The organism is Streptomyces sp. NPDC001843 (assembly GCF_042891955.1).
Lineage (GTDB): Bacteria > Actinomycetota > Actinomycetes > Streptomycetales > Streptomycetaceae > Streptomyces.
Genome location: NZ_JBIATQ010000004.1, coordinates 262280 through 287285, shown reverse-complemented (window position 1 = coordinate 287285; position 25006 = coordinate 262280). Strand labels below are relative to the sequence as shown.

Genomic DNA, 25006 nt, shown 5'->3' with positions numbered 1-25006 from the left:
CTCTTCGGTCGGGGAGGGGCTGATCAGGCGGCGACGCCGGCGTTGACGGCGACCGGGACGTTGTCACGCATGGCCTTGGAGTACGGGCAGATCCGGTGGGCGGCGTGCGCGAGTTCCTCGGCGGTGGCGTGGTCGACACCGCCGAGTACGGGGTTGAGAACGGCGGAGAGGGAGAACTCGCCGTCGTTGCCGTGGGTCAGGGTGATCTCGGCGGTGATGGCGGTGCTGGTGAGCCGGATCTTGCGAGAGGTGGCGGCGCGGCGGAGTGCGCCGAGGAAGCAGGCGGCCCAGCCCGCGGCCAGAAGCTGCTCGGGGTTGGTCGCGGTACCGGCGCCGCCCAGCTCCTCGGGAAGGGCGAGGCCGGTCTCCAGCAGACCGTCGGAAGAACGGACATGGCCGCCGTTGCGGCCTTCTCCGTTGACCTCGACGACGGCGGTGTAGGCGACTGCCATGACTGGTTCTCCCCATCTGGATCGAAGGACTTCGGTCACCTGCCGACCAGGACACACATCGCGTCACCGGTTGAAGCGGTGATGGAATCATGGCAGCCGACATCGTCACCAGTCAAGACGGTGACGGGTGACTTACGCCGACGGATGGCGACGCAACCCCGGACAGGAAAGAACGGCAGTCAAACGACGGTCGTCCGTCGCGGGGTGCGCGACAAGACTGGGGAATCTCCGTTGCATCCGTTCCGGCAAGAGCAGAGGGCACACATGACCAGCACATGGTTGATCACCGGCGCGTCCCGGGGTTTCGGGCGCGCCTTGGCGGAAGCGGTTCTGGCGGCCGGCGACCGGCTCGTGGCGACCGCGCGTCGTCCGGAACAGCTCACGGACCTGGTCTCCCGCTACGGTGACCAGGTGCGGACGGTCCCCCTGGACGTGACCGACACCGTGGCGGCCCGGGACTCGGTGCAGACGGCCGTCGACGCCTTCGGCCGGCTGGACGTGGTCGTGAACAACGCCGGGTACGCCAACAGCGCCCCGATCGAGGAGATGGCGGAGGACGACTTCCGCGCCCAGTTCGAGGCGAACTTCTTCGGTGTCGTCAACGTGAGCCGGGCCGCCCTTCCGACACTGCGCGCGCAGCGCTCGGGGACGTTCCTGCAGTTCTCCTCGCTCGGCGGACGGGTGGGCGGCACACCGGGCATGGGCGCCTACCAGAGCGCGAAGTTCGCCGTGGAGGGCTTCTCCGAGGTGCTGGCCAACGAGGTCGCCCCCTTCGGCATCAGGGTCGTCATCGTCGAGCCGGGTGCCTTCCGGACGGACTGGCAGGGCTCGTCGATGGAGCTGCACGCCGTGGGCGCCGACTACGAGGAGACCGTCGGCGCCATGAACAAGTACCGGGCGGAGAACAACGGTTCGCAGCCCGGTGACCCGGTCCGCGCGGCCAAGGTCCTCATCGACGTCGCCCACCACGACGATCCGCCGCGCCGGCTCCTCCTCGGCGCCCAGGCCGTGGCCATGGCCCTGGAGGCGGGTGAGGCGCGCGCCGCGGAGACGAGGAAGTGGGCCGAGGTCAGCGTCACCGCCGACTTCCCGGCCTAGGCACCGCTACTGACACGAACCCCACCGCCTCACCCGTCCTCATCGGAATCCACCCATCATGCGCCACCGGCTCGACCGGTGACGCGAACTACGAAAGGTTTCACGTGATCAACAGGCGTACCTTCAGCAAGGCCCTCGGTCTGGGCACCGGCGCGGCCGCGGTCTCGCTGTCCGGCCTGCGGACCGACGCGTCGGCCGCGACCGCCGCGCACCGGCAGGACGGTGCTTCCGTCGCCGCCATCACCCCGGGCAGCCACACCGAGTTCCGTAGCGTCAAGCAGGTCAAGGCGGGCCTCCTGGACGTGGGTTACGCCGAAATCGGCCCGGCCCACGGCCCCGTCGTCATCTGCCTTCACGGATGGCCGTACGACATCCACAGCTACGTCGACGTCGCCCCGCTCCTCGCCGACCTGGGCTACCGCGTCATCGTGCCCCATCTGCGCGGTCACGGCAGCACCCGTTTCCTGTCCCGCCGCACCCCCCGCACCGCCGAGCAGTCCGCCATCGCGCTGGACATCATCGCCCTGATGGACGCCCTCAAGATCCACAAAGCCGTCCTCGCGGGCTTCGACTGGGGCTCGCGCACCGCCGACATCATCTCCGCGCTGTGGCCCGAGCGCGTCAAGGCCCTTGTCTCCACCAGTGGTTACCTCATCACCAAACGCAGTGCACAGCTCGAGCCGGCCCTCCCGGCCGTCGAACACAACTGGTGGTACCAGTGGTACTTCGCCACCGAGCGCGGCAAGAAGGCCATGGAGGACGAAAAGGAACGCATCGCCCTGTGCCGCTACGTGTGGACCCTCGTCTCCCCCAGCTGGAACTTCGACGACGCCACGTACGAGCGGACCGCCGAGTCGTTCAAGAACCCCGACTACGCCGCCATCGTGCTCTACAACTACCGCTGGCGCATCGGCCTCATCGAGGGTGAACACCGCTACGACCGCTACGAGAAGCTGCTCGCGGCCCAGCCTTCCATCGGCGTTCCCACGGTCACCCTCGACGCGGCCCTCGACCCCTTCACGCCGGGCGGCGACGGCTCCACCTACCGGGACCACTTCACGGGCCCGTACGAGCACCGCACCATCGCGGACATCGGCCACAACCTGCCGCAGGAGGCACCCACCGCCTTCGCCCAGGCAGTGGTCGACGCCGACCACCTCTGAGTGACGCCCACCATCACCCATAGCGGAGGCTAAGTACCGCCGATTCGTCACCGTCTTGACAGGTGACACACCCCGGTGACACTGTCATCACCAGTCAAGGCGGTGACGAAGACCGGCAAAGTCGACCCGCCCCGTGTACCGAGTAATTGCCTGAGAGAGGTTTGTCGTGGTGAGTAGCAAGCGTGGCCGCAAGCGGCTGCTGACGGGTGTCTTCTCCGCGGTCACGGCGGGTGTCGCATTAGGTGCGTTCGCCCTCAGCGGCACCGCCGACGGCGCGACCAGGACCGCCGAGGCCACCGACGCCGGCAGACACCCCAACCCGACCATCGTCCTGGAGCACGGCGCCTTCGCCGACGGCTCGAGCTGGGACGGAGTCATCACCGAACTGCGCGCCGACGGCTACCCGGTCGTCGCCGCCGCCAACCCGCTACGCGGCCCGGCCTCCGACGCCGCCGCCCTGCGCACGGTCCTCGACCACGTCAAGGGCCCCAAGATCCTCGTCGGCCACTCCTACGGCGGCAACGTCATCAGCGAGGCCGCCGGCAGCGACCCCGAGGTCAAGGCCCTGGTCTACGTCGCCGCCTTCCTGCCCGCCCCCGGCGAGACCGCCTTGGAGCTCACCGGCAAGTACCCGGGCTCCACCCTCCCCGACGCTCTCGACCCGGTCACCTACCAGCAGGCCGACGGATCCACGGCCACCGACCTGTACATCCGGCAGGACAAGTTCCGCCACCAGTTCGCCGCCGACGTCCCGGCCGATCAGGCCGCCCTCATGGCCGCAGAACAGCGTCCCATCGCCCAGGCCGCCCTGGAGGAGAAGGCCACCACCGCGGCCTGGAAGACCAAGCCGAGCTGGGACATCGTCACCACCCGCGACCTCAACATCCCGGCGGCCGTCCAGCGCTTCATGGCCAAGCGCGCCCACGCGCACACCACCGAGGTCGCCGCCTCCCACTCCGTCGCCGTCTCCCACCCCCACCTGGTGGCCGACGTGATCGAGCAGGCCGCCCACGCCACCGTCCGCTGACCTCCCCCTCGAAGGGCGGCGGGGCTCGAGGCCCCGCCGTCCTCGGACGACCCGCACACCTCAACGGCACGCCTCGCAGGTGTGCCGTTCGCATGAGAAAGAACTCCATGACCTCGCGCTCCGGCCCCCGTTCACTTGCTGCCTTCCTCAGGGCCCGCCGGGGGCAACTGAATCCGAGCTTGCGCGGCCTGCTAGAGACGGACTCCGCCCGCGCGGCACACATCGCCCGGCCAGGGAGGTCGTCATGCTGGTCGGTCACGGCGGTCAGCGGTTGTCTCCGAGAACCCGCGGCGGACGTGAGAAGGCGCGACGTACCCTCACCACTGTGTCCGGCGCGAACCGTACGCGCGGAAGGCGGGGTGTCCGGGCCGAGTTGGTCCGGGGCGAAGGGAGTTGGGGGACGGTGGAGTCGATCGCCGTGACCATGGTCGGCCGCGAGAGTGAGCAGGAGGTGCTGTCGGCGTTCGTGGGGGCCTCAGGGGGCCGGGCCCTCGTTCTGCGGGGCGACACAGGTGTGGGCAAGAGCGCGCTGCTGGACCACGTCGCCGAACTCGCGACGGCCGAGGAGCACAGTGTGATCAGGGCGGCCGGGGTGGAGGCCGAGTCGGAGCTGCCGTTCGCCGGTCTGCACCAGTTCCTGTATCCGCTGCTCTCCTCCATCGACCGGCTGGACGACACCCATCGGGGCGTCTTCGACGTCGTCTTCGGCAGGGGTGAGGGCACACCCCCCTCGGTCATGACGCTCGGCATCGCCGTCCTCGACCTGCTCTCCTTGGCGGCTTCGCGGCAACCCCTCCTGCTGGTCCTCGACGACGGCCAGTGGCTCGACACCTCCAGCACCGCGGTGTGCGGGTTCGTGGGGCGCCGGCTCACCGGCAGCTCGGTGAAGCTCGTGGTCGGGCTGCGCTCCGGCGTGGCCTCGGGCTTCGACACGGCCGCGCTGCCGGAGCTGCCCGTGACAACGCTGTCGGAGAAGGCCTCGGAACAACTCCTGGACAGGCACCACCCCGGGCTCGATCCCCGGGTTCGCCGGCTGGTGCTGGACGAGGCCCAGGGCAACCCGCTGGCCCTGTTGGAACTGCCTCCCTACGTGCGCGGCAGCCGGGCGGGGCGCGACTCGGAACCGTTCGGGTACACCGGCGTCCCGCTGCCTCTGCGCCTGCAGCAGGTGTACGGCGCGCGGGTGGACGCCCTCGGCGACGCCGTGCGCGCGGAGCTGCTGCGCGGCGCCCTGGACGGTGCCGGAGCGGGCACGGCCGCCGGTCGCGCACGGGGCACGCGCTATCGCATGCTGGACGCCGATGAGGCCGCGGCCTGCGGCCTGCTGGACATCGACCCGCTCAGCGGCGACTTCGCCTTCCGCCACCCGTTGGTGCGCTCGACGGTCGTTCAGAGGGCGACTCCCAACGAGCGGCGCGCGGCCCACGCCGCCCTCGCCCACGTGCACCGCGACGACGTGGAACGGCGGGCCTTGCACCTGGCGGCCTCGACGATCGACCCGGACGAGGAGGTCGCGGCCTCGCTGGAGGCGGCGGCGGACTCCGCCACCCGACGGGGCGGATCGCAGGCTGCCGTGGCCTGGCTGACCCGGGCCGCCGAGCTGAGCGAGAGCCGCGAGGAACGCTCTCGCAGGCTGGGCGACGCCGCGTTCATCGCCGGTCACGCCGGCCTCCTGGACAGGGCCCAGCAGTTGGTGCACTCCGACAGCGCGTCCGGCTGGAGCGGGTCTCCGGCCTCGGTGGTGGCATCGGCCTATGTCGCGCTGTACGAGGACGGGGACGTGCGGTCCTCGCATCGCCAGGTCCTGGCGGCGATCGAGAGCATCCGTGACAGCGGTGTGGAAGAGCCGAACGAGGTGCTCACCCGGCTGGTCAACCTGCTGCTGGCCATCAGCCAGTATGCGAGTGACGCGGCCGCGTGGCAGTGGACGCATGAACTCCTCGGCTCGCTGGGCGACTTGGTGGACCCGCGGTCGCGCGTCTACGAGGACGCGTGGGGCGACGTGGTGCGTCGTGGCGCCGGTGTGCGGGAGAGGGTGGAACGCGCCTTCGTCCGCCTCCCCGACCTCGAACCGTGGGACGTCACACGCCTGGGCGCCGCCGCCTATCACGTGGACACCCTCAGTCAGTACCGGCCGCATCTCCAGCGACTCGTCGACCGCGAGGTGGAGACGGGAGCCGTCTCGGTCGGCATGACCATGCTGCACCAGATCATGCTCGACCAGATCGCGGTCGGTGAGTGGGAGGAGGCCGAACGGACCGGACAGCGGTGCCTGGAGCTGACCACGTCCCATGGGCATGCGCTGTTCGCCCATCACACCCGGGCGTATCTGGGCCTGCTGGCCGCACTGCGCGGCCAGGTCGAACGCGCACGGGACCTCCAGGCCGCCGTCGACGCCTGGGCCCGCCCCCGCGGTGTCGGTTTCCTCACCCAGATCGCCGACGCCACCGGCACCACCGCCGCCCTCGCCGAAGGGGACTACGAAGCCGCCTACCTCCACGCCATCGGCATCACATCCCCCGGCACCTTCCACCCCTACGCCCACCAGGCCTCCCGCACCCTCCTCGACCTCGTCGAAGCGGCCCTCCACACCGGGCGCACCCGACAAGCCCGGCAACACGCCCTGGCCGCGCAGGACGCCGGCCTCCCCGACGTCTCCCCCCGCCTCGCCCTCATCACCTACGGCGCCCTCGCCATGACCGCCACCGACCCCGCCGAAGCCGGCCACATGTACCACCGCGCCGAGACCCACCCCACCGCCACCCGCTTCCCCTTCGAACTCGCCCGCGTCCACCTCGCCCACGGCATCCACCTCCGGCACACCCAGGGCCGGAAGGCGGCACGGCCGTACCTCGTCCGGGCCACAGAGGCGTTCGAGCGGCTCGGCGCCCCGACGTGGACCGAACGGGCCCGCGCCGAACTGCGCGCGACCGGCGCGTCCACCATGGCTGCTTCCGCGCCCCTGGCGGCGCTCACGTGGCAGGAACGCCGGATCGCCGATCTGGCCGCCGGCGGCCTGACCAACAAGGAGATCGGCGCACAGATGCATCTCTCACCCCGCACGGTCAGCTCACACCTGTACCGGGTCTTTCCCAAACTCGGCATCACCTCCCGCGCCGCCCTGCGCGACGCGCTGGGCAGGATCCCGGGCGAGCAGAACGTGTGAGCCCCATGTGCGATCAGCCCTCATCGGGCAGGCCACGGATGCCGTGTTCGTCCAGCCAGCCGAGCACGTAGTCGGCGACGGACCGCCATCCGCCGTCGACGACCAGTGAATGGGCGCGATCCGCGAACTGCTTGAGATCGGTGACGGCCGTGGAGTCGCCGTACTGCTTGTACACCTCGCGGGTGGCGGAGTCGGGTACCAGCCGGTCTTCCTGCCCGGAGATCAACAGCAGCGGTCCACGGCGCGTGTTGCCGATGTCCGCCACGGCACGCGGGCTGCGCTGTGCCCCGCCGCATCCGAGGTCGGCGAGCAGACGGCGCGGTGCCGGCACCACATAGCGCTCGAAGAGCCGGCCCGACTCCTGCGCCCCGACGGTGTTGGCGATGACGTGGTGGAACTGCTGCGGGGACAGCGGCACGAGGTGGTCGGAGGCGTCCGCCTGCCCGGGCGCCCACAGCCGGGTCGGCGAGGAGGGCAACGGGACGTCGTTGATCGGGGCGGACGCGACGGCCACCGCCGCCCGGCCGATGTCGGCGCCGATGAGATGCTGCGCGATGAGCCCGCCGACCGAGTGGCCGACGATCACCGGCGGGACGTCGAACGCACGCACGATCCCGGCGTAGTGGTCCATGAGAACGTCCAGACCGGCGCCGCCCAGCGACCCGGGGGACTCGCGCACCTGGGCGGCGGTGGCGGCCTCCCCCGGCCAGCCGGGGGAGAACGCGAGGAACCCCCGGCTCGTGAAGCGCTCCGCCCACGACTCCCAGGACAGCGCGTGCAGCCACACACCATGGATGAAGACGACGGGAGTACGGTTCACGGCTGCTTCCTCCGAGCACGACGACCACCCGGCACCGGCACGCGGGCGTCGGTCTCAGGATCGTTCAGCCGCCGACCGCGGGCGACAGTCGAATGACTCAATCTTCACGGTTCCAGCCGCCGGGCCCGGCAAGCGGGACACCGGGCACCTTGGGGACGCCTCGGGGATCACTCGTCGTTCACCCAGCGCATGAGCCGCTGCAGCGGATAGAAACCGTCGTGGGAGAGGCCGGGCGGCATGCCGCCCGCCCTGCCGAGGGAGACCACGCGCTGCACACCGGCGCAGGCGAGGGCGTCACGCAGCTCCGCCTTGCGGGCGTCGGGGTACACGCCGACCGTCTGGGTGGCCACCCCGGCGTGCCTGACGGCTTCGGAGAGCCGTGCTACCGGGACGACGTTGACGATCTTTCCGTCGGGGTGGAAGTCCACCGGTTCCGGAGAGCGGATGACCAGGCCCCGCCCGTCGTAGCCGCCCCACACCCGGTACTCGGGCGCCAGCGACCGCAGGACGTCGATCTCCTCGCGCAGCCCGCCGGCGACCCTCGGGCCGCCGGCCGAGCTGAACTCCCGGGCGGTTCCCAGGCCTTCGCACAGAAGTGCGGCGTAGCGGTCGGCGTCCTCCTCGGTACCCTCGACGAACTGGAAGCGACTGGCCACGCACGCCTGCTGGTTGAAGAACGTGGCGTCCGCGGCGCCGGCTTCGGCCGCCAGGGCCAGCGACCCCGACGAGTCGAAGGCCTCGCGACCGATCAGCGAGATGGAGGTCTTGGGGTCGAAGGAGACGAGCTCGAATCCCGGACCGACGTACCTCAGCGCCCCGCGGATCGTGGCCTCGCCGCCCCAGGCGACCAGCTTGTCGAAGAACTGCGGGCGAAAGAGGACGCTCTCGACCGTCTCGTCGCCGCCCCGCCAGTACACCGCCGAGAAGGAACGGACCACCGGGTGGCCGGGAGCCACGCCGGCCATGGTGCGCAGGATCGCGGTCGCCGTGAACAGGTCGTTGGAAGGCAGCTTCAGCAGGTTGACTCCCTTGGTGAGGGCACCGCGTACGACGGACATCGCGGCGACGCCGGGGGCGTTGCCGGCGATGATGTGCACCAGGCGGGGCGGGAACGCACGGGTGGCGGCGGTGCGGCCCTCGGGCAGCCGCACCTCGCGCCAGCCGTCGAGCACGTCCGCGCCTCCGAGTTCGTGGTCGATCTGCGCGTACAGGCCGGCCCGCTGGAAGCTGCGCCACAGCACGGCGTAGGCGCGTTCCAGCACCTCCGCGGGGAGCGGGCTGACCCGCACCATACGGTCCAGGGCCTCGGCGAGCAGGCCCTCGCGGTCCGTTCTGAGGGCCTCGCCGGTCTCCTCCAGCAGGTCGACGATCTCCGCGACCGGCACGTCGAAGGCGGGGCCGGGTTCGGTGCGGGGCCACACCAGGCGGTCCAGGTCGAGCGCCGGCGCGGTGAAGGCGGCGCCCGCTCGGCCGTGCGTGGTGTGCGGGGCCGCCTCGACCTCGCCGCGGACCACGTGGGCGACGGCCACCGGGCTCACTGCCGCTGTCATGGGCGTCATCCGTGGATCATCCCCCGCACATAGGAGTCGAGTGTCGCGGCGCAGGTGATCTTGTCGTCGCCACCGAGGTCTCCGTAGCGCCGGATGTCCGGCAGGACCGCCGGTCCCGCTCTGCCGCAGTCGCAAGGCGAGAAGTCCACCAAGACCAGGTCGCCGCTGATCAGCCCGCCCCAGCGCCCGGAGAGTGAGACGTCCAGGAAGGCGAACCGGCCCTCCACGACGCCGTGTTCCGTGTTCAGAAGGGTCTCGCCCGGCTCGTCGAGGACGAGGGGTATCACCCACGGCGGTACGTGGTAGTTGCCTTTCTCGCAGGCGAGGCAGGAGCCCTGGAGCTCCGTCATGCCGTAGCTGCGGACGCGCCGTACGCCGTCGTAGAAGGCGGCGAGTTGCGCCTGGTAGTCGTCGGGCAGCGCGCGGCCCTTGTTGCCGCCGCCGCTGAGCACGAGTGTGTCCGGGTGCAGACTCCCGTCGGGCACGCCACGGGCTCGCAGGGCCTGGATCAGTGTGAACTGCTGGTTGTTCATGCCGGCGATCAGCAGTGGCTCGTCGCGGTGGGCGGCGATGTCGTCGACGATACGGGCGACGGCCGCGCTCAGCTCCTCCTCGCGCGCCTCGGAAGCCGTCTCGAAGGAGCTGATCTCCTGGGGGGTCGCGGTGCCCTCCGCCATGCGGCGACGCAGCAGCGCGCTGCTCATCAGCTCGGAGACCCGCATCGGATCCTCGGTGAGCAGCCGGGTCTCCCCGGGCCGGGCGAAGACCTCCGCGTGCCATCGGAAGCCGTCGATGGAGCGCATCGGACCGCTCGCCGGCGCGAGCAGGTAGGCGCGACGGGTGGGCTTCGGCGGGAGCGGATCGGGCCAGCAGGTGAGGTTCTCCAGGATGTCGCGGAGGAAACTCAGGTCACTTTCGTCGCAGTTGAGGAAGGACACCTTTCCGGAGGTGCCGCTGGTGATGTACGGGCGGTGTCCGGCGGCCGTGATGCGTTCGGTCCACTCGTCGATGTCGCGTACGCCGTCCACGTCGACCTCGCCCGGTTCCACCACGGACACGGTGGTGTACCAGCGCAGGAGCCGGTCCCATCGGCCGGCGGTGATGAGGGAGACGGGGTACGACTTGTAGCTGGTGTGGGAGAACAGCAGGGGCACGAGGTCGTCGAGCGCGGTGACCTCTTGTATGCCTGTCTCCTCCGCCCGGGTTCGCAGCAGCGGGATGCGCTCGCGGTGGGCGGCGAACGCCTCCCGTGCGGCCTCGAGTTGCAACTCCCGCACTTCTTCGGCCGGTTGGTCGAACGGGTCGCCGTTCAGGACCAGGGATCGGATCTGTGCGCGTGTGCTGGGCACAGCACCCCTCTCAATCAGTCGTGGTGGTTGTCTTCTCGGCGAGGTAGGAGGACTCGATCGCGTCCAGATCGCCGCGCAGTTCCTTCGGGGTGCCGGTCATGGTGACGCGGCCGCGGTGCAGGACGTACACGCGGTCCGCGATGTCCAGCACCTTGCGCACATGCTGTTCGACCAGCAGCGCGCCCAGGCCGCGGTCGGCCGCCTCGCGCACCGCGTGCAGGAGACGGTCGACCACCATCGGGGCGAGACCGAGGGACAGTTCGTCGGCGAGGAGCAGCCGGGGCGCGCGGCACAGCGCACGGGCCAGCGAGAGCATCTGCTGCTCACCGCCGGACAGCATGCCCGCGCCGGTCTTCAGGCGTTTTTCGAGTTCGGGGAAGAGGTTCAGTGCCTGCTGGGTCGCCACTCGGCCGACGCGGAGGTTGTCCACGGTGTCGAGCCGGGTGAAGACGGCCCGCTCGCCGACGTACGCGAGGCCCTGGCGGGCGCGGCGGTGCAGCGGTGCGCGGCCGGTGTCACCCAGCCAGCGCACCTCGCCGGCCATCGGGGCCAGGTCGCCCGAGAGCACCCGGAGTGTCGTGGTCTTGCCCGCGCCGTTGGGCCCGAGCAGGGCGACCACCTCGCCGGGCCGGACCTGGAGTTCGAGGTCGCGTACGACTGGTTGGGCGCCGTATCCGGCGGACAGGGCTCGGGCTTCGATCAAAGGTGATCCGGTGTCGTGCACGGAGGTTCTCCTTGGCTCGGGCTCCGGTACGCCGGGCGGTCAGCCTGCCGACATGGCCGTCAGTACCTTGCGGACGTCGACGAAGGTCGAGCCCTTCTTCGCCCACACGATCTTTCCGTCACGGATGGCCAGTTCGGTGGCGGTGGTGTTGTGGATGCGGTTGAGCCCCTTGATGTGCAGGGCGGTCGACGCCTTCCAGGTCAGAGGTGGGGTGAGACCGCCGGTGGGGATGCCCGAGGTGGTGTTCAGTTCGTGCACGAGGGCATTGGACGACACCTTCGTCAGCTTCTTGACCGCCTCGGTGAAGACCTTGAAGGCCACCCAGGTCGTTTCGTTCGCGCCGTTGCTCGTGTCGATGTCGGTGCCCTTGGCGGCCGAGACGAAGGTCTTCCAGACGGCGTCCGAGGTCGGCGGGTAGTAGCCGGTGATCGCGGCGCCCTCCAGCGGGCCGCCGCTGCCCCCGGTGCTCTGGGCCAGCTCGGGGGTGAGGTTGCCGACGACGCTGCCGAGCTTGGTCTTGGCGCCGGACTGCACGTACGCCTTCACGAACAGGTCCGAGTGCGTGCCCAGGATGACGCTCACGCAGTCGCTGCCCTTGGTGGCGGCGGCGACCTGCGGAGCCAGGTCGGTGGCGGTGACCGGCACCTTGAGGTCCTTGGGCGGCGCTCCTCCGGCGGAGGTCGCGCCCAGGGTGAGGAACTGCGAGACGATGGCGGCGGCCGCGAGGTCGTACCGTACCCCGGAGATCTTCTTGCAGCCCTCCTTCACCAGCTGCCGCCCGTGTGCCGCGAACACCGCCGGGGTACCGCCGTTGACCGGGAACGACAGCGGGTTGGAGAACTCGGCGGCCGAGACGCCGGTACCGCCGAGGTAGGGGATGCCGGCCTTCTGGAGGATGGGCATGTAGCGGTCGCCCGCGAGGCTGTAGGAGCCCACCACGGCGACGACCTTGTCGGCGACCGCCTGCTGGGCGCACTTCTCGGCCTCGTCGGGGTCGTTCTTCTCGTTGCAGGTGAGCACCTTCAACGGGCCGCCCTTGATGCCTCCGTGGGCATTGATCCACTTCTCGTAGGCCTGGGCGGTGAGCCGGACCCCGGGCTGGGCGCTGCCCTGGGTGTCCTCCGGGTTCCAGACCATCACCTTGACCGGCTTGCCCTTCAGCTCGGAGGTCTGGGTGGAGCTGCCGGCTGCCTCTCCCCCGCAGCCTGCGGCGAGCAGGGCTCCGGTCACCGCGAGACAGCTCGCTGCAACAGATCTGCGTCGGCGTGAGTCGTTCATGGTTCCTCCGGGGGAGCTCGCGCCCTGTGGGCGACGTCGAGATGCCGAACAGCATGGAGGTGAGACATTCGTTAGTGAAGTACTCTGGACACAATTATTTAAATAATTACTCTGTCTGTCTGGAGGTGCCACAGATGGACGACGTTCTGCGGTTCGCACTGCTCGGCCTGGGGCTCGGAGCCCTTTACGCACTCACCGCGCACGGCATCGTGCTGGTCTACCGGGGCTCCGGGGTCCTGAACCTCGCACACGGCGCGATCGGGATGGCGGGCGCCTACGTGCAGTGGGAGCTCGCCTCCCACCACGGTGTCCCCTACTGGCCCGCCACCGTGTGCGGGGTCCTCGCCTCCACGGTGCTGGGCGTCCTCACGCATCTGCTGGTGCTGCGCCCGCTGCGCCGGGCGTCCACACTGGCCCGACTGGTCGGCACGCTGGCGGTCTTCATCGTGCTCACCGCGACCGCCGTCAAACGCTACGGCGACAGCCTGCAACTGGTGCCGGGCAAACTGCCCGCCCGGCTGCTGACGATCGCCGGGGCGACGGTTTCCGAGGACCGTGTCTGGCTGCTCGGTATCGCGGTCGTCGTGACCGCGGGCCTCCATCTCCTCTACCAGCGCACCCTGTTCGGCCTGGGCACCACCGCGGTCGCGGAGAACGAGGGTGCCGCCGCCTCGCTCGGCTGGTCCCCCGACCTGATCGCCACCGGCAACTGGGCGCTGGGCTCGGCACTCGCGGGGCTGACGGGCATCCTGATCGTGCCGGTCATCGGTCTGTCGGTGACCGGGCTGACCACCCTCCTGCTGAGCGCGCTGGCCGCCGCCCTGGTCGGTAGGTTCTCGTCCTTCCCCGTCACCCTGGCGGGCGGTCTGGTCATCGGGGTCGTGCAGTCCGAACTGACCCGCTTCGGCTCCGGCGTCACAGGTCTCGCCTCGTCGGTGCCTTTCCTCTTCATCGCCCTGGTGCTGGTCGCACGGGGCCGGGCGCTTCCGCTGCGCGGGACGTTCCTGGACCGGCTGCCCGCGCTGGGCACCGGCAGGGTGCGCCCCGTGCCGCTGGCCGTGGCCGTCGTGGCCGGGCTGCTGCTGGTGAGCGTGTCGACACCGCTGTGGGCCGACGCGATCACCAACACGCTGGTGCTGTCGCTGATCATCCTGTCGCTCGTCGTGGTCACCGGTTACGCGGGGCAGGTCTCCCTGGCGGCCTACGCCCTTGCCGGGACGGGCGCCTTCATCGCTGGGCACGCGTCGGCCGACTGGGGCTGGCCATTCGAACTCGCCCTGCTGGCAGGCGTGCTGGGCACGGTACCGATCGGCCTGCTGTTCGCGCTCCCGGCGGTCCGCACCCGCGGTGTCAACCTCGCGATCATCACGCTCGGTCTCGGCACCACCCTGGAGGCGATGGTCTTCCAGAACACCGGTCTGTCGACGACGCCGGGCAGCGACGGCATCGCCGTGGGCAAGCAGACCCTGTTCGGGATCAGCATCTCCGGAATCGACCATCCGCAGCGGTATGCCGCCGTGGTGCTCGTGCTGTTCACCGCCGCCGCGCTCGTGGTCGCCTGCGTACGGCGCAGCCGCACCGGCCGGCGGCTCGTCGCCGTACGGGCGAACGAGCGGGCCGCCGCCGCCCTCGGCATCGACGTCCGCGCGGCCAAGCTCTACGCCTTCGGCCTGTCCGCGGCCATCGCCGCGCTCGCCGGGGTGCTCACCGGATTCCGGTCCACCTCGGTGGTCTTCTCCGACTTCGCCTCCTTCGACTCCATCACCGCGCTCGGGCTCGCGGTCATCGGCGGCGTCGGATTCCTCGTCGGGCCGCTGTTCGGCGCGACCTTCGCCGCGGGTACGGTGGGCGCCCGGTTCGGGGACCTGGTGCTGCCCGGCCTGAGCGACTGGATACCGCTGATCGGCGGGATCGTCCTGGTGCTGACGCTGGTGGGCAACCAGGACGGCATCGGGAAGAAGGTGGGCAGGCAGTCGGAGGGCATCCGGCGCAGGCTGTCGTCCAAGCGCGAGGCGGTGGCGGCCCCGGCGGCTTCCCAGGCTTCGACGGCTTCCGCGGTTTCGACGGGTTCGACGACTTCCACGGTTTCGGCGGCTTCGACGCGAGAGGCAGCCGTGCCCCGAGCCACGCCACTCCCCCTCCGCGTGCGGGGCCTGACCGTCCGCTACGGCGGTGTCGTCGCCGTCGAGGGGCTCTCGCTGGACGTCGAGCCCGGCCGGGTCGTGGGGCTGATCGGTCCCAACGGCGCAGGCAAGACCTCCGCCATCGACGCCGTCACCGGCTTCACTCGGTCCGCGTCGGGCCGCGTGCGCCTGGGCGACCGGGAGCTGACCCGGCTGCCGGTGCACCGGCGGGCCACGGCGGGGCTGAGCCGGTCCTTCCAGTCGCTGGAGCTGTTCGAGGACATGACCGTGCTGGACAACCTGTACACGGCCTGCGACCGGCCCGGCCGGTGGGCGTGGCTCACGGACCTGGTCCGTCCCGGCAGCCGTCCGCTTCCCTCCCATGTGCTGGTCGCCGTCAGGGAGTTCGGCCTCCAGGACAGCCTGGACCGGCCGGTGGGCGACCTGTCGTACGGAGAACGGCGGCTGTTGGCCATCGCCCGTGCGGTGGCGGCCTCCCCGTCCGTGTTGCTCCTCGACGAACCGGCGGCGGGGCTGTCGGACGACGAAACGCGGGAGCTGGCCCGGCTGGTGCGGCGGCTCGCCGAGGACTGGGGCATGGGGGTGCTGCTCGTCGAGCACGACGTCGACATGGTCATGAACGTCTGCGACCAGGTCGTCGTGCTGGACTTCGGACGCCGGATCTGTGCCGGTGCGCCGGAGGAGGTACGCCGTGACCCGGCGGTCAGGGCGGCCTATCTGGGCGACCTGGAGCCGGAGGCGATGTCCTGACCGCCTCCGGCTCCGCCGGTGCTCGCGCCGGGCGCGCCCTTCAGGCGTCACGCAGCTCCGCGACATAGGGCGCGTGGGACAGCAGCCCGCCGTCCACGCGCAGGGTGTGCCCGGTGATGAAGGCCGACTCGTCGGAGGCGAGGAAGACGACCGCCGCGGCGACGTCCTCCGGGCGTCCCAGACGCGGCGTGAGGTGATGGCGCAGCATCGCCTCCCGGATGGCCCCGTGCGCCGAGCCCGAGCTCGCCGGCGTGACGATGAAGCCGGGAGCGACGGCGTTGCAACGGACGCCCAGCTTGCCGTACTGGGTGGCGACGTACTGTGTGAGGTTGATGAGGGCGGCCTTGGAGGCGCCGTACGCGGGGTTGCGCAGGTCGCCCGCGAGGCCGGATCCGGACGAGGTGTTGATGATCGAGCCGCCGCCGCGGGTGATCATGTGCGGGACGGCGGCCTGGATGGCGACCATGGTCCCGCGGAGGTTGATCCGCATCGTGTCGTCCCACACCACCGGGTCGGCATCGAGCACGGCGAGGTCCTGAAGGGCGGCCAGGTGGGTGGCCGCCGCGTTGTTGTGCAGGACGTCGAGGCCGCCGTAGGTCTCCACCGTTGTGGTCACCATGGCGCGCACGCTGTCGACGTCACCCAGGTCGACGGTGACCGCCGTGGCGGAGCCCGAGGCGGCGCGGATCTCCTCGGTGACCGCCTCGGCGCCCTCGGTGTTCAGGTCGGCGACGACCGTGTGCGCTCCCTCCGCCGCCACGCGGCGTGCGGTGGCCGCGCCGATGCCGGAGGCGGCTCCGGTGACGATCGCGATCTTGTCCTGGAGCCGTCCCATGGGCGAACCACCTTTCTCAGGCCGAGAGTTGACTGCCGACGACGGAGACGAACGACACGCATTCGCCGGGGCCGCCGCCGAGGTTGTGGGTCAGGGCGAGCGAACGTCCCTCGGCCAGGGACTTGACCGTCCGGTCGGGGGGCGCCTCGCCCCGCAGCTGCAGCCACGCCTCGAACATCATGCGCAGGCCCGAGGCGCCGATGGGGTGGCCGAAGGCCTTCAGTCCGCCGTCCGGGTTGACCGGCAGCGAGCCGTCCAGGTCGAAGGCCCCGGCAGCGACGTCCTTCCAGGCCTGGCCGCGCTCGGAGAAGCCGAGGTCCTCCATCAGCACCAGTTCCGTGGGCGTGAAGCAGTCGTGGACCTCGGCGAGCGCGAGCTCGGACCGCGGGTCGGTGATGCCGGCCTGGCGGTAGGCCTCCTGCGCGGAGGCCACCACCTCGGGGAAGGTGGTGAAGTCGTACTCGGGGTCGAGGAGCCCGTCCGCCGGGCCGGCGACGAAGGACAGCGCCTTCACGAAGACCGGCTTGTCGGTGTACCGGTAGGCGTCCTCGGCGCGTACGACGATCGCGGCGGCCGAGCCGTCGGAGACCCCCGAGCAGTCGAACACGCCGAGCATGCCGGCGACGACCGGCGCCGACCGGATGCGCTCCAGCGGCACCTCCTTGCGGAACTGCGCGCGGGGGTTGCGGGCCCCGTTGACGTGGTTCTTCCAGGCGATGCGGGTGATGACGTCCTTCATCTCCTCGACGGAGAGCCCGTACTTGGCCGCATAGGCGGGGGCGAGAAGGGAGAAGTTGGCCGGGGCGGTGATCTCCCCGCGGCTGTCGTCGCCCGCGCCGGGTATCGCGGTGCCCGACAGCCCGGACATGCCGGAGTCCTTGAGTTTCTCCACGCCGACGGCCATCGCGACGTCGTACGCCCCGGACGCGACGGCGTAACAGGCGTTGCGCAGCGCCTCGGAACCGGTCGCGCACATGTTCTCCACCCGGGTGACCGGCTTGTGCGGCAGGCGCAGCGCCCGGCTCAGGGTGAGGCCGGACACGCCGGACGCCTGGGTGCCGAACCAGAACGCGTCGATGTCGTCGAGGGTGACCCCGGCCGAGGTCACCGCCTCGCCCACCGCGTCCACCAGCAGATCGTCGGCCGAGCGGGTCCAGTGCTCGCCGAAGGGCGTGCAGCCCATGCCGACGATCGCGACCCGGTCCCGGATTCCGTGCGAGCTCATCCGCGTGTCTCCTCGGTCTCGCCGGCGGTGCGCACCGGCCGGGCCTTCCAGAAGTAGTTGTGGACCCCGGCGGCGGTCACCGTGCGCCGGAACGTCATCTCCACCCGGGCGCCGATGACCGCGTCGGCCTCGGTCGCGTCGGTGAGCTGGCAGCGGAACCGGCCGCCGCCGTCGTAGTCGACGACCACGACGAGCATCGGTGGGCTCGGGGTGTGGGCCAGCCGGTCCACGGTGAAGGTGGCGACCGTGCCGCCCACGTGCTCCATCGGCTCGTCGGTCATGGTGTCGACGCTGCCGCAGGAGGTGCACACCCGGTCCGGCGGCAGATGCCGGGTGCCGCACTTCTCGCAGCGGGACGCGACGAGGCCGTACTTCCAGGCGCTGCGACGGTGGGCGGGTGGGGCGTAGGGCGGCTCGGGGTCCGGGCGGCGGGGTGGTTCGCGGTCAAGGAGGCCGCGCCAGGAGAGGTACGTGGCGTACGGCATCGGGGCGCTGCCCGCGGCGATCTGTGCGGCGACCGGGCGGGCGCTGCGGTGGGCGGGGAGTGCGTCGGTGGTGCGCAGCAGGAGCACTCCGGCGCCGTCGCCGAGCACGACGAGGGCGATGGTCTCGCCGGGTGCGGCGCGGTCGAGGACGTCGGCGAGGAGCACTCCGGGCTGGGCGGTGCCGGCGTTGCCGATCGTCGCGGCGAGGTCCGGGGTCACCGCCTCGGGACGTGTGCCCGCCGTCCGCCGTACCGCCGCGCACGCGCGTGCGTGGAGGCCGGAGACGACGAGGTGGTCGATCGCCCTGCGGTCCAGCCCCGCCTGGTCGAGGGCGGCGGTGAGCGCCTTGTCCGCGAGGGACACGTAGATCTCCTCGGCGAAGCGCTCCTCCCAGACCCGGGAGGCGGGGGCGCCGGGCAGCCGCCAGCGTTCGAGGATCTCGTCGCTGACCGTGTCGTGGGCGAGGAGTTCGGCGACGACGGGGGCTCCGTTGCGGTGGCCGCCGAAGACGAACGCCGCCGCACCGTCGCCGCCCGCGACCTCGTCGCTGCCGCCGGGCAGGCCGGTGCGCAGGTCGGACAGGACCGTCAGGGTCGGTATCGGGGAGCGGGCGGCGGTGACCAGCGCGCCGAGACCTGAGCGTACGGAGCCGGCCATGTCGACGGCGAGCACGTGCTCGTCGAGGCGGAGCGCGGCGTGGACCGCGGTCGCGTTCGTCTTGTCCAGGTAGGCGGGCGCGGCGGTGGCCAGGAAGAGCTGGCCGATGCGGGGGCGCAGGCCGTCGCGGGCCAGTGCGGCCCGGGCCGCCTCGACGGCCATGGACGTGGTGTCCTCGTCGTAGCCCGCGACCGCCCTCGTCCCCTTGGCCGGCGGGGTTCCCAGTGCCGCGGCGACGTCCGCTCGCGCGAGGCGGTGGTACGGCACGTAGGCGCCGTATGCGATGAGTCCGGGCATCAGCGTCCTCCAGGAGCTTCGTTGCCGGTGCGTTCGAAGATGGCCGCCAGGCCCTGTCCGCCGCCGAGGCACATCGTTTCCAGGCCGTAGCGGGCCTGGCGGCGGTCGAGTTCGCGCAGCAGGGTGGCGAGGATGCGGCCGCCGGTGGCGCCGACGGGGTGGCCCAGCGAGATGCCGGAACCGTTGACGTTGAACCGTTCGAAGTCGCTCTCGGTCAGGCCCCATTCGCGGGTGCAGGCCAGTACCTGGGCGGCGAAGGCCTCGTTGAGTTCGATCAGGTCGATGTCGGCGAGCTTCAGCTCCGCGCGTTCCAGGGCCTTGGCCGTGGCGGGCACGGGCCCGATCCCCATCGTCTCGGGCGGCACGCCGACGACGGCCCAGGAGACCAGGCGGCCCAGCGGGCGCAGGCCGAGTTCGGCGGCGCGTTCGGGATGGGTGACGACACAGATCGCCGCGCCGTCGTTCTGACCGCTGGCGTTCCCCGCGGTCACCGTCGCCTCGGGGTCCTGTCGGCCGAGTACGGGCCGGAGCCGGGCGAGCTTCTCCAACGACGAGTCGGGGCGCGGGTGTTCGTCGGTGTCGACGACCGTCTCGCCCCTCCGGTCCCGTACGGCGACGGGCACGATCTCGTCGGCGAAGCGGCCTTCCCGCTGGGCCGCGACGGCTTTCTCGTGCGAGCGCAGGGCGAGTCGGTCCTGCTCCTCGCGGGGGATGGCGTACTCCCGGCGCAGGTTCTCGGCGGTCTCCAGCATGCCGCCGGGGACGGGGTGGTTGACGCCGCCCGACGTGACGCGCCCGCGGGCCAGCCGGTCGTGCAGTGTGGTGCCCGCGCCGCGTACGCCCCAGCGGACGTCGGTGGTGTAGAACTCGGCCCGGCTCATGGACTCGACGCCACCGGCCAGGACGAGGTCGCTCGCACCGGTCTGCACCTGCATCGCGGCGGTGATGACGGCCTGGAGCCCGGAGCCGCAACGGCGGTCGATCTGGAGTCCCGGTACCTCGACGGGCAGACCGGCGTCCAGGGCGGCCACGCGGCCGATGGCGGGTGCCTCGCCGTTGGGGTAGCACTGACCGAGCAGGACGTCGTCCACGGCCGTCGGCGGTATGCCGGTGCGTTCCAGTACGGCGCGCACGACCGTGGCGGCGAGCTCGGCCGCGGTCACGTCGCGCAGGACACCGCCGTAGCCGCCGACGGGAGTACGCAGGGGTTCGCAGATCACGGCGTCACGGAGGGGGGCGGGCATCGGGCAGGCCTTTCGTCTCGGCGGATGCGCGGAGGTCACATGTACCGGCCGCCGGTCACCTCGACCACGGCTCCGGTGATGTAGCTCGCCATGTCGGAGGCGAGGAAGAGGACGACCTGGGCGACCTCGGCGGGCTCGCCGGCGCGGCCCAGCGGGATCTCGGCGAGCTTCGCGTCCCAGGCGGCGCGGGGCATCGCCTCGGTCATGGCGGTACGGATCAGGCCGGGCTGTACGGCGTTGACGCGGACGCCCGCCTTCGCGAGCTCCTTGGCGGAGGCCTTGGTGAGGCCGACGAGTCCGGCCTTGGCCGCGCTGTAGTTGGTCTGGCCGAAGTTGCCGACCTTGCCGGCGATGGAGGAGATGTTGACGATGCTGCCGCCCTGTCCGTGCGCCCGCATCGCCTCGGCGGCGTACCGGGTGCCGTTCCAGGCTCCGGTGAGATGGACGTCGATCACCGCGCGGAAGTCGGCGAGGGGCATCCTGCGCAGGGTCGCGTCCCGGGTGATGCCGGCGTTGTTGACCATGACGCCGACCGGCCCGAAGGTGTCGGTGCAGTGGGCCACGAGGGCGGCCACCTCGTCCTCGTCGGTGACGTCGCAGCGCAGCGAGGTGGCCGCCACGCCGTTCTCGGCGAGATGTGCGGCGGCCTCGGCCGCGGCGGCCTCGTTGATGTCGCCGAGGACGATGCGGGCGCCCGCGCCGCCGAGGACGCCGGCGATCTCGAAGCCGATGCCCTGTGCGCCGCCGGTGATCACCGCGTTCCGGCCGTCCAGCAATCCCATGTCAGCCCGCCCTGACTCGACGCTATTCCTTCTAAATAGATAACCTATTATGCTGAAACAATCAATACAGCGATCAGCTGTGCGGGCAGGGCCGACGAGGAGAGATCGCAGGTGGACATCAGCTATCCCCCGGAGACCGAGACGTTCCGCGCCGAGGTCGGCGCGTTCCTCGCCGAGACACTGCCGCCGGACTGGAAGGGCATCGGCGCCCTGGACGAGGAAGCGGCCTGGTCCTTCGCCCGGGACTGGCGCCGCCGGCTCGTCGAGCGGGGCTACCTGTCCCTCACCTGGCCCGAGCGGTACGGCGGCCGCGGCCTGTCCAAGCTCCACCAGGTCGTCCTGATGGAGGAGCTCGCCCTGGCCGGGGTGCCGTTCGGGCTTCCGCAGGACACCTTCGGCGTGAAGATGCTGGCGAACACGCTGCTGCGCTGGGGCACGGAGGAGCAGAAGAGCCGTTTCCTCCCCCGCATCCTCAGCGGCCAGGACACCTGGTGCCAGGGGTACTCGGAGCCGGACGCGGGTTCCGACCTGGCTTCTCTGGAGACCCGCGCGGTGCTGGACGGCGGGGAATGGGTGCTCGACGGGCAGAAGGTGTGGACGTCCGGCGCCCACCACAGCGACTGGATCTTCGTCCTGGCCCGCACGGACCGGGACGCGCCCAAGCACCGCGGGATCTCGTTCCTTCTCGTGCCACTGGACCAACCCGGCGTCCAGGTACGGCCGTTCCGCATGATGAGCGGGCAGCTGCACTTCAACGAGGTCTTCTTCGACGGCGCCCGCACGCACGCCGATCTCGTCGTCGGAGGCGTCGACAACGGCTGGACGGTCGCCCAGAGCCTGCTCGGCGTCGAGCGCGGGGAGGAGGCGGCGACCAACCCGATCCTGTTCCGGGCGGAGGTGGAGCGTCTGGTGGAACTGGCCCGCCTGTACGGCAAGGACCAGGACCCCGTCGTCCGGCAGCGCATCGCCTGGTGCTGGTCCAAGGTGGAGATCATGCGGTGCCTCGGATACCGGATACTCACTGGCTGGCTGAGGGGCGCGGAGCCGGGTCCCGAGTCGTCGATCGCCAAGCTGTACTGGAGCGAATACCACACCGAGGTCACCGATCTGGCGATGGACATCATGGGCCTGCACGGCCAGGTGCCGGTGGGCCGGCCGCCCCTGCGCACCTACCGAACCGACGACCCCGGCGCCGCGAACTCCTCGGCGTCCTGGTCGACGACGTACCTGATCGCCCGCTCGGGCACGATCTACGCCGGCACGTCCCAGGTGCAGCGGAACATCCTCGCGGAGAAGGTGCTCGGGCTGCCGCGCGAGCCGCGGACGAGTGCCGGTCAGTAGCGGGGCAGGTCGCCGCCCCGAGCGGTCCCGAGCGACCGGGGCGACCAGGGCCGCCGGACCGGCCAGGGGTCACCCAACCCGCCAGGGGCCGCCCGACCGCCCAGGAGTCGTTGGGGCGGCCTGGCCGGCCAAGGGGCGCCGGAACCACCGGACCGGCAGGGGCCCTGGAGGCCACCGGACCGGCCGGACCGGTCAGGCGTCGCCGGGGCTCTCGAAGGTACCCAGCTCCGGGACCGGTCGCGGCCCCGTGCCCGGGCGCCAGCCCGCGTCGAGCTTGCGCAGGCCCACGCCGTCCGGCGCCCAGATGTGGCAGCTGTTCAGCACGCCAGCCGTGGCGCGCGGGTTGTGGACCGGTTCGCCGTCGGCCGCGCGGCGCAGCGCGCCCGCCGAGATCGCCGCCTGCACGACCGCGGGCCCGAGGGCGCGTGCCAGCTCGTACAGGTGCGTACAGCCGGAGATGCCGCGGAAGCGCTCCTGGATCGCCCGGTTGTACCCGGCGGTGACACCGAGCCCGACCAGGCCGTCGAAGGCCGGGGTGATCCGTGGGCACTCCGCGTGCGGGAAGGTTCGCATGTCCGCGTCGGCGGCCGTGATCACCATGTCGTCGAGGCGGATCCGCACGGTCAGCGTCATCCGGTGGACGACCCCGCCCGGCGGCTCCTCCCAGGGGCGCTCGTCGCGCAGTTCCGCCTCGACGGAGATCTCGCCGCCACCCTGTTCCTCGTGCGCGGTGACAGAGATCGTACGGCGGTGCAGTGGGAGTCCGGCGCGGCTCATGACGAGGTCTCCACCGGCTGGGGCACCGTCTCACCGAGCCCCGCGAACCGGGGCCGCCGGCGCTCGATGAAGCTGAGCACTCCCTCGCGGTAGTCCGGGGCGCGTTTGGCCACGGCCAGGAGTGCGGCCGCGCTGTCGCTGCTCTCGGTGAAGGTCCTCGCCTGGTCGTCGGCGAGCTGCCGCTTGATGAGGGACATCGCGTAGGGGCTCGCCGAGCGGGCCAGCTCGGCCGCGTAGGCGAGGGCCTCGGAAAGGAGTTCCTCCGGCTCGACCAGACGGTTGACCAGGCCCATCGACAGGGCCTCCGTCCCGGTGAAACGGCGCGAGGACAGCAGCAGGTCGGCGGCGTTGCCGTAGCCGACCAGCCGGGGCAGGATCCAGGACACCCCGTCCTCGGCCACCAGCCCGCGTGCGCTGAAGGCGGCGGCGAACTTGGCGTGCGGCACGGCGAACCGGACGTCGCACATCAGCGCCTGGTTGAACCCGATGCCCGCGCAGGCGCCGTTGACGGCCGCCACGACGGGCTTCGGGAAGGACATGGGGCGGGTGCGCGGTGGCAGCTCGCCGGTGGGCCACGGGCGGGCACCGGACGAGGCCCCGTCCAGCACGCTCATGTCCATCCCCGGGCAGAAGCTGCGTCCGGCGCCGGTGAGGACGACGGCCCGCACCCGTGGGTCGGACTCCGCCCGGTCGAACAGCTCGTTGTAGAGCAGCTCCATCTCCAGCGTCCAGGCGTTGTGCCGCTCGGGCCGGTTGAGGGTGAGGAGCATGACCCCGTCGGGGTTGAGTTCGGAGAGGATCACCGGGGTCGGCTTCTCGGTCATCGAGGTCACTCCCGCGTGGACCTGGAGGTTATAGGTAGATGAATCATCTATATACCCAGCAGTGGCGCCTGCACCAGACCAGGTCCGCGGAAGACAAGATCAACCATCCCTTGACCTGGTACCCTCGATGCACTAAGACGATTCATTTTGCTATATGAGGAGCCCACCGTGGCCGAGGCAGCCCCTGCAAGCGAAACGGCGACCGTGCCCGCCCCCGCACGCAACCGCGTCGGACGCCAGGTGCGGGTGCCGAAGACCGCCGAACTGGTCGCCGCGCACCTGCGCCGCCAGATCGTACGGGGCGAACTGAAGCCGGGCGACGCGCTGCCGCCGGAGTCGGGGCTGATGGAGCAGTTCGGCATCTCACGTCCGACCCTGCGCGAGGCGTTCCGCGTGCTGGAGTCGGAGTCCCTGATCACGGTGCGCCGCGGCGCCCACGGCGGCGCCCGGGTGAGCGCGCCCGACGCGGACGTCGCCGCCCGCTTCGCCGGCCTGATCCTCGAGTACCGCGGCGCCACACTGGGTGACATCTACCGCGCGGCGGCCCTCATCGAGCCGCCCTGCGCCCGCCAGCTCGCCGCCAAGCACACCGCGGACGACATCAAGCGGCTGCGTGACGCGGTGGCCACCGAGAAGGCCGCCCTCGAGGACCCGCTCGCCCTGGTCGACGCCCAGGACGCCTTCCACGCCCTCCTGGTCGAGCTCACCGGCAACCAGACCCTGATCCTGCTGTGCGGCATGCTGCGCAACATCATCGACCGGGCCAACGCCTCCTACACGGCGGCCGCCACCGACGCCGAGGCCCAGAAGGCGCAGGCCCTGAAGGGGCACCGGGCGCACGTACGGCTGGTCGGCCTGATCGAGTCCGGCAAGGCGGACGAGGCCGAGAAGCTGTGGCAACGGCACATCTCCAGCGCCGACGACGTCGTGAACGCCGCCGGCCCCAAGACGGTACTCGAGCTCATCGACTGACCCGGCGCGCCGCGCACGAACGAGCCTCTCCCCCCGAACCCCTTGC

At 71.2% G+C, this 25006-nt stretch carries 20 protein-coding genes; 7 read left to right on the top strand and 13 right to left on the bottom strand.

What is annotated here, in order from left to right; genetic code table 11:
• Positions 1–23 precede the first annotated feature (23 nt).
• A complete protein-coding gene (locus ACFYZQ_RS12735; RefSeq protein WP_389145464.1) occupies positions 24–452 on the bottom strand; it encodes an Ohr family peroxiredoxin in 429 nt (142 codons plus the stop codon).
• 264 nt (positions 453–716) lie between these two features.
• On the opposite strand from ACFYZQ_RS12735, the gene ACFYZQ_RS12730 reads away from it, so the two are divergent.
• The 4 genes from ACFYZQ_RS12730 to ACFYZQ_RS12715 all read left to right on the top strand — a co-directional run bounded on the left by ACFYZQ_RS12730 (position 717) and on the right by ACFYZQ_RS12715 (position 6906).
• Complete coding sequence (locus ACFYZQ_RS12730; RefSeq protein WP_389145461.1) at positions 717–1550, top strand: oxidoreductase; 834 nt, start codon at positions 717–719, stop codon at positions 1548–1550.
• 104 nt (positions 1551–1654) lie between these two features.
• Entirely contained in the window at positions 1655–2713 is a 1059-nt protein-coding gene (locus ACFYZQ_RS12725) for an alpha/beta fold hydrolase (protein WP_389145458.1), read from the top strand.
• Between the two features lie 166 nt (positions 2714–2879).
• Positions 2880–3740 carry an alpha/beta fold hydrolase gene (locus ACFYZQ_RS12720; RefSeq protein ID WP_389145455.1) on the top strand — a complete coding sequence of 287 codons (861 nt, stop codon included), beginning with the start codon at positions 2880–2882 and terminating at the stop codon, positions 3738–3740.
• Between the two features lie 424 nt (positions 3741–4164).
• Positions 4165–6906, top strand: coding sequence for an AAA family ATPase (locus tag ACFYZQ_RS12715; RefSeq protein WP_389146224.1), 2742 nt, complete (start codon positions 4165–4167; stop codon positions 6904–6906).
• Positions 6907–6919: 13 nt separating this feature from the next.
• On the opposite strand, the gene ACFYZQ_RS12710 is transcribed toward ACFYZQ_RS12715, so the two are convergent.
• The 5 genes from ACFYZQ_RS12710 to ACFYZQ_RS12690 form a co-directional block, all read right to left on the bottom strand.
• Complete coding sequence (locus ACFYZQ_RS12710) at positions 6920–7726, bottom strand: alpha/beta hydrolase (RefSeq protein ID WP_389145453.1); 807 nt, start codon at positions 7724–7726, stop codon at positions 6920–6922.
• Positions 7727–7893: 167 nt separating this feature from the next.
• On the bottom strand, positions 7894–9276 hold the full coding sequence (locus ACFYZQ_RS12705) for an acyl-CoA reductase (RefSeq protein ID WP_389145450.1): 1383 nt from the start codon (positions 9274–9276) through the stop codon (positions 7894–7896).
• 5 nt (positions 9277–9281) lie between these two features.
• Positions 9282–10625 carry a hypothetical protein gene (locus tag ACFYZQ_RS12700; RefSeq protein WP_389145447.1) on the bottom strand — a complete coding sequence of 448 codons (1344 nt, stop codon included), beginning with the start codon at positions 10623–10625 and terminating at the stop codon, positions 9282–9284.
• 10 nt (positions 10626–10635) lie between these two features.
• Positions 10636–11349 (bottom strand): ABC transporter ATP-binding protein, encoded by a 714-nt coding sequence (locus ACFYZQ_RS12695; protein WP_389145445.1) that lies wholly within the window; start codon positions 11347–11349, stop codon positions 10636–10638.
• A gap of 39 nt (positions 11350–11388) precedes the next feature.
• Positions 11389–12627: an ABC transporter substrate-binding protein gene (locus ACFYZQ_RS12690; protein WP_389145442.1), complete on the bottom strand. Its 1239-nt coding sequence runs from the start codon at positions 12625–12627 to the stop codon at positions 11389–11391.
• Positions 12628–12761: 134 nt separating this feature from the next.
• Here ACFYZQ_RS12690 and ACFYZQ_RS12685 point away from each other — a divergent pair, with 134 nt between their 5' ends.
• A complete protein-coding gene (locus ACFYZQ_RS12685; RefSeq protein WP_389145439.1) occupies positions 12762–15521 on the top strand; it encodes an ATP-binding cassette domain-containing protein in 2760 nt (919 codons plus the stop codon).
• A gap of 40 nt (positions 15522–15561) precedes the next feature.
• On the opposite strand, the gene ACFYZQ_RS12680 is transcribed toward ACFYZQ_RS12685, so the two are convergent.
• Genes ACFYZQ_RS12680 through fabG form a run of 5 tightly spaced genes read right to left on the bottom strand, consistent with a single transcriptional unit; the run spans position 15562 to position 21046 of the window.
• Positions 15562–16356, bottom strand: coding sequence for an SDR family NAD(P)-dependent oxidoreductase (locus tag ACFYZQ_RS12680; RefSeq protein WP_389145436.1), 795 nt, complete (start codon positions 16354–16356; stop codon positions 15562–15564).
• A gap of 16 nt (positions 16357–16372) precedes the next feature.
• Positions 16373–17581 carry an acetyl-CoA acetyltransferase gene (locus ACFYZQ_RS12675; RefSeq protein WP_389145433.1) on the bottom strand — a complete coding sequence of 403 codons (1209 nt, stop codon included), beginning with the start codon at positions 17579–17581 and terminating at the stop codon, positions 16373–16375.
• Positions 17578–19020, bottom strand: a complete 1443-nt coding sequence (locus ACFYZQ_RS12670; RefSeq protein WP_389145430.1) for an OB-fold domain-containing protein — start codon at positions 19018–19020, stop codon at positions 17578–17580. Before ACFYZQ_RS12670 ends, ACFYZQ_RS12675 begins: the two co-directional genes overlap by 4 nt.
• Positions 19020–20264 (bottom strand): acetyl-CoA C-acetyltransferase, encoded by a 1245-nt coding sequence (locus ACFYZQ_RS12665; RefSeq protein WP_389145427.1) that lies wholly within the window; start codon positions 20262–20264, stop codon positions 19020–19022. The genes ACFYZQ_RS12670 and ACFYZQ_RS12665 overlap by 1 nt, the downstream gene beginning before the upstream one ends.
• Positions 20265–20299: 35 nt before the next feature.
• Complete coding sequence (gene fabG / locus ACFYZQ_RS12660) at positions 20300–21046, bottom strand: 3-oxoacyl-ACP reductase FabG (protein WP_389145424.1); 747 nt, start codon at positions 21044–21046, stop codon at positions 20300–20302.
• 111 nt (positions 21047–21157) lie between these two features.
• Between fabG and ACFYZQ_RS12655 the strand changes: the two genes are divergently transcribed.
• Positions 21158–22387 (top strand): acyl-CoA dehydrogenase family protein, encoded by a 1230-nt coding sequence (locus tag ACFYZQ_RS12655; protein ID WP_389145421.1) that lies wholly within the window; start codon positions 21158–21160, stop codon positions 22385–22387.
• Between the two features lie 192 nt (positions 22388–22579).
• Here the strand turns inward: ACFYZQ_RS12655 and ACFYZQ_RS12650 are convergent, their stop codons facing one another.
• Positions 22580–23164 carry a DUF2889 domain-containing protein gene (locus ACFYZQ_RS12650; protein ID WP_389145418.1) on the bottom strand — a complete coding sequence of 195 codons (585 nt, stop codon included), beginning with the start codon at positions 23162–23164 and terminating at the stop codon, positions 22580–22582.
• Positions 23161–23988 (bottom strand): enoyl-CoA hydratase-related protein, encoded by an 828-nt coding sequence (locus ACFYZQ_RS12645; protein ID WP_389145415.1) that lies wholly within the window; start codon positions 23986–23988, stop codon positions 23161–23163. Before ACFYZQ_RS12645 ends, ACFYZQ_RS12650 begins: the two co-directional genes overlap by 4 nt.
• Before the next feature lie 168 nt (positions 23989–24156).
• Here ACFYZQ_RS12645 and ACFYZQ_RS12640 point away from each other — a divergent pair, with 168 nt between their 5' ends.
• Entirely contained in the window at positions 24157–24960 is an 804-nt protein-coding gene (locus ACFYZQ_RS12640) for a FadR/GntR family transcriptional regulator (protein WP_389145413.1), read from the top strand.
• Positions 24961–25006 lie beyond the last annotated feature (46 nt).

Excerpts from the sequence above, each read along its gene's own strand:
- ACFYZQ_RS12735 (WP_389145464.1), bottom strand. The coding sequence starts at position 452 with ATGGCAGTCGCCTACACCGCCGTCGTCGAGGTCAACGGAGAAGGCCGC.
- fabG (WP_389145424.1), bottom strand. The coding sequence starts at position 21,046 with ATGGGATTGCTGGACGGCCGGAACGCGGTGATCACCGGCGGCGCACAG.
- ACFYZQ_RS12730 (WP_389145461.1), top strand. The coding sequence starts at position 717 with ATGACCAGCACATGGTTGATCACCGGCGCGTCCCGGGGTTTCGGGCGC.
- ACFYZQ_RS12645 (WP_389145415.1), bottom strand. The coding sequence starts at position 23,988 with ATGACCGAGAAGCCGACCCCGGTGATCCTCTCCGAACTCAACCCCGAC.
- ACFYZQ_RS12650 (WP_389145418.1), bottom strand. The coding sequence starts at position 23,164 with ATGAGCCGCGCCGGACTCCCACTGCACCGCCGTACGATCTCTGTCACC.
- ACFYZQ_RS12665 (WP_389145427.1), bottom strand. The coding sequence starts at position 20,264 with ATGCCCGCCCCCCTCCGTGACGCCGTGATCTGCGAACCCCTGCGTACT.
- ACFYZQ_RS12670 (WP_389145430.1), bottom strand. The coding sequence starts at position 19,020 with ATGCCCGGACTCATCGCATACGGCGCCTACGTGCCGTACCACCGCCTC.
- ACFYZQ_RS12685 (WP_389145439.1), top strand. The coding sequence starts at position 12,762 with ATGGACGACGTTCTGCGGTTCGCACTGCTCGGCCTGGGGCTCGGAGCC.
- ACFYZQ_RS12675 (WP_389145433.1), bottom strand. The coding sequence starts at position 17,581 with ATGAGCTCGCACGGAATCCGGGACCGGGTCGCGATCGTCGGCATGGGC.
- ACFYZQ_RS12690 (WP_389145442.1), bottom strand. The coding sequence starts at position 12,627 with ATGAACGACTCACGCCGACGCAGATCTGTTGCAGCGAGCTGTCTCGCG.
- ACFYZQ_RS12715 (WP_389146224.1), top strand. The coding sequence starts at position 4,165 with ATGGTCGGCCGCGAGAGTGAGCAGGAGGTGCTGTCGGCGTTCGTGGGG.
- ACFYZQ_RS12705 (WP_389145450.1), bottom strand. The coding sequence starts at position 9,276 with ATGACAGCGGCAGTGAGCCCGGTGGCCGTCGCCCACGTGGTCCGCGGC.
- ACFYZQ_RS12680 (WP_389145436.1), bottom strand. The coding sequence starts at position 16,356 with ATGGGACGGCTCCAGGACAAGATCGCGATCGTCACCGGAGCCGCCTCC.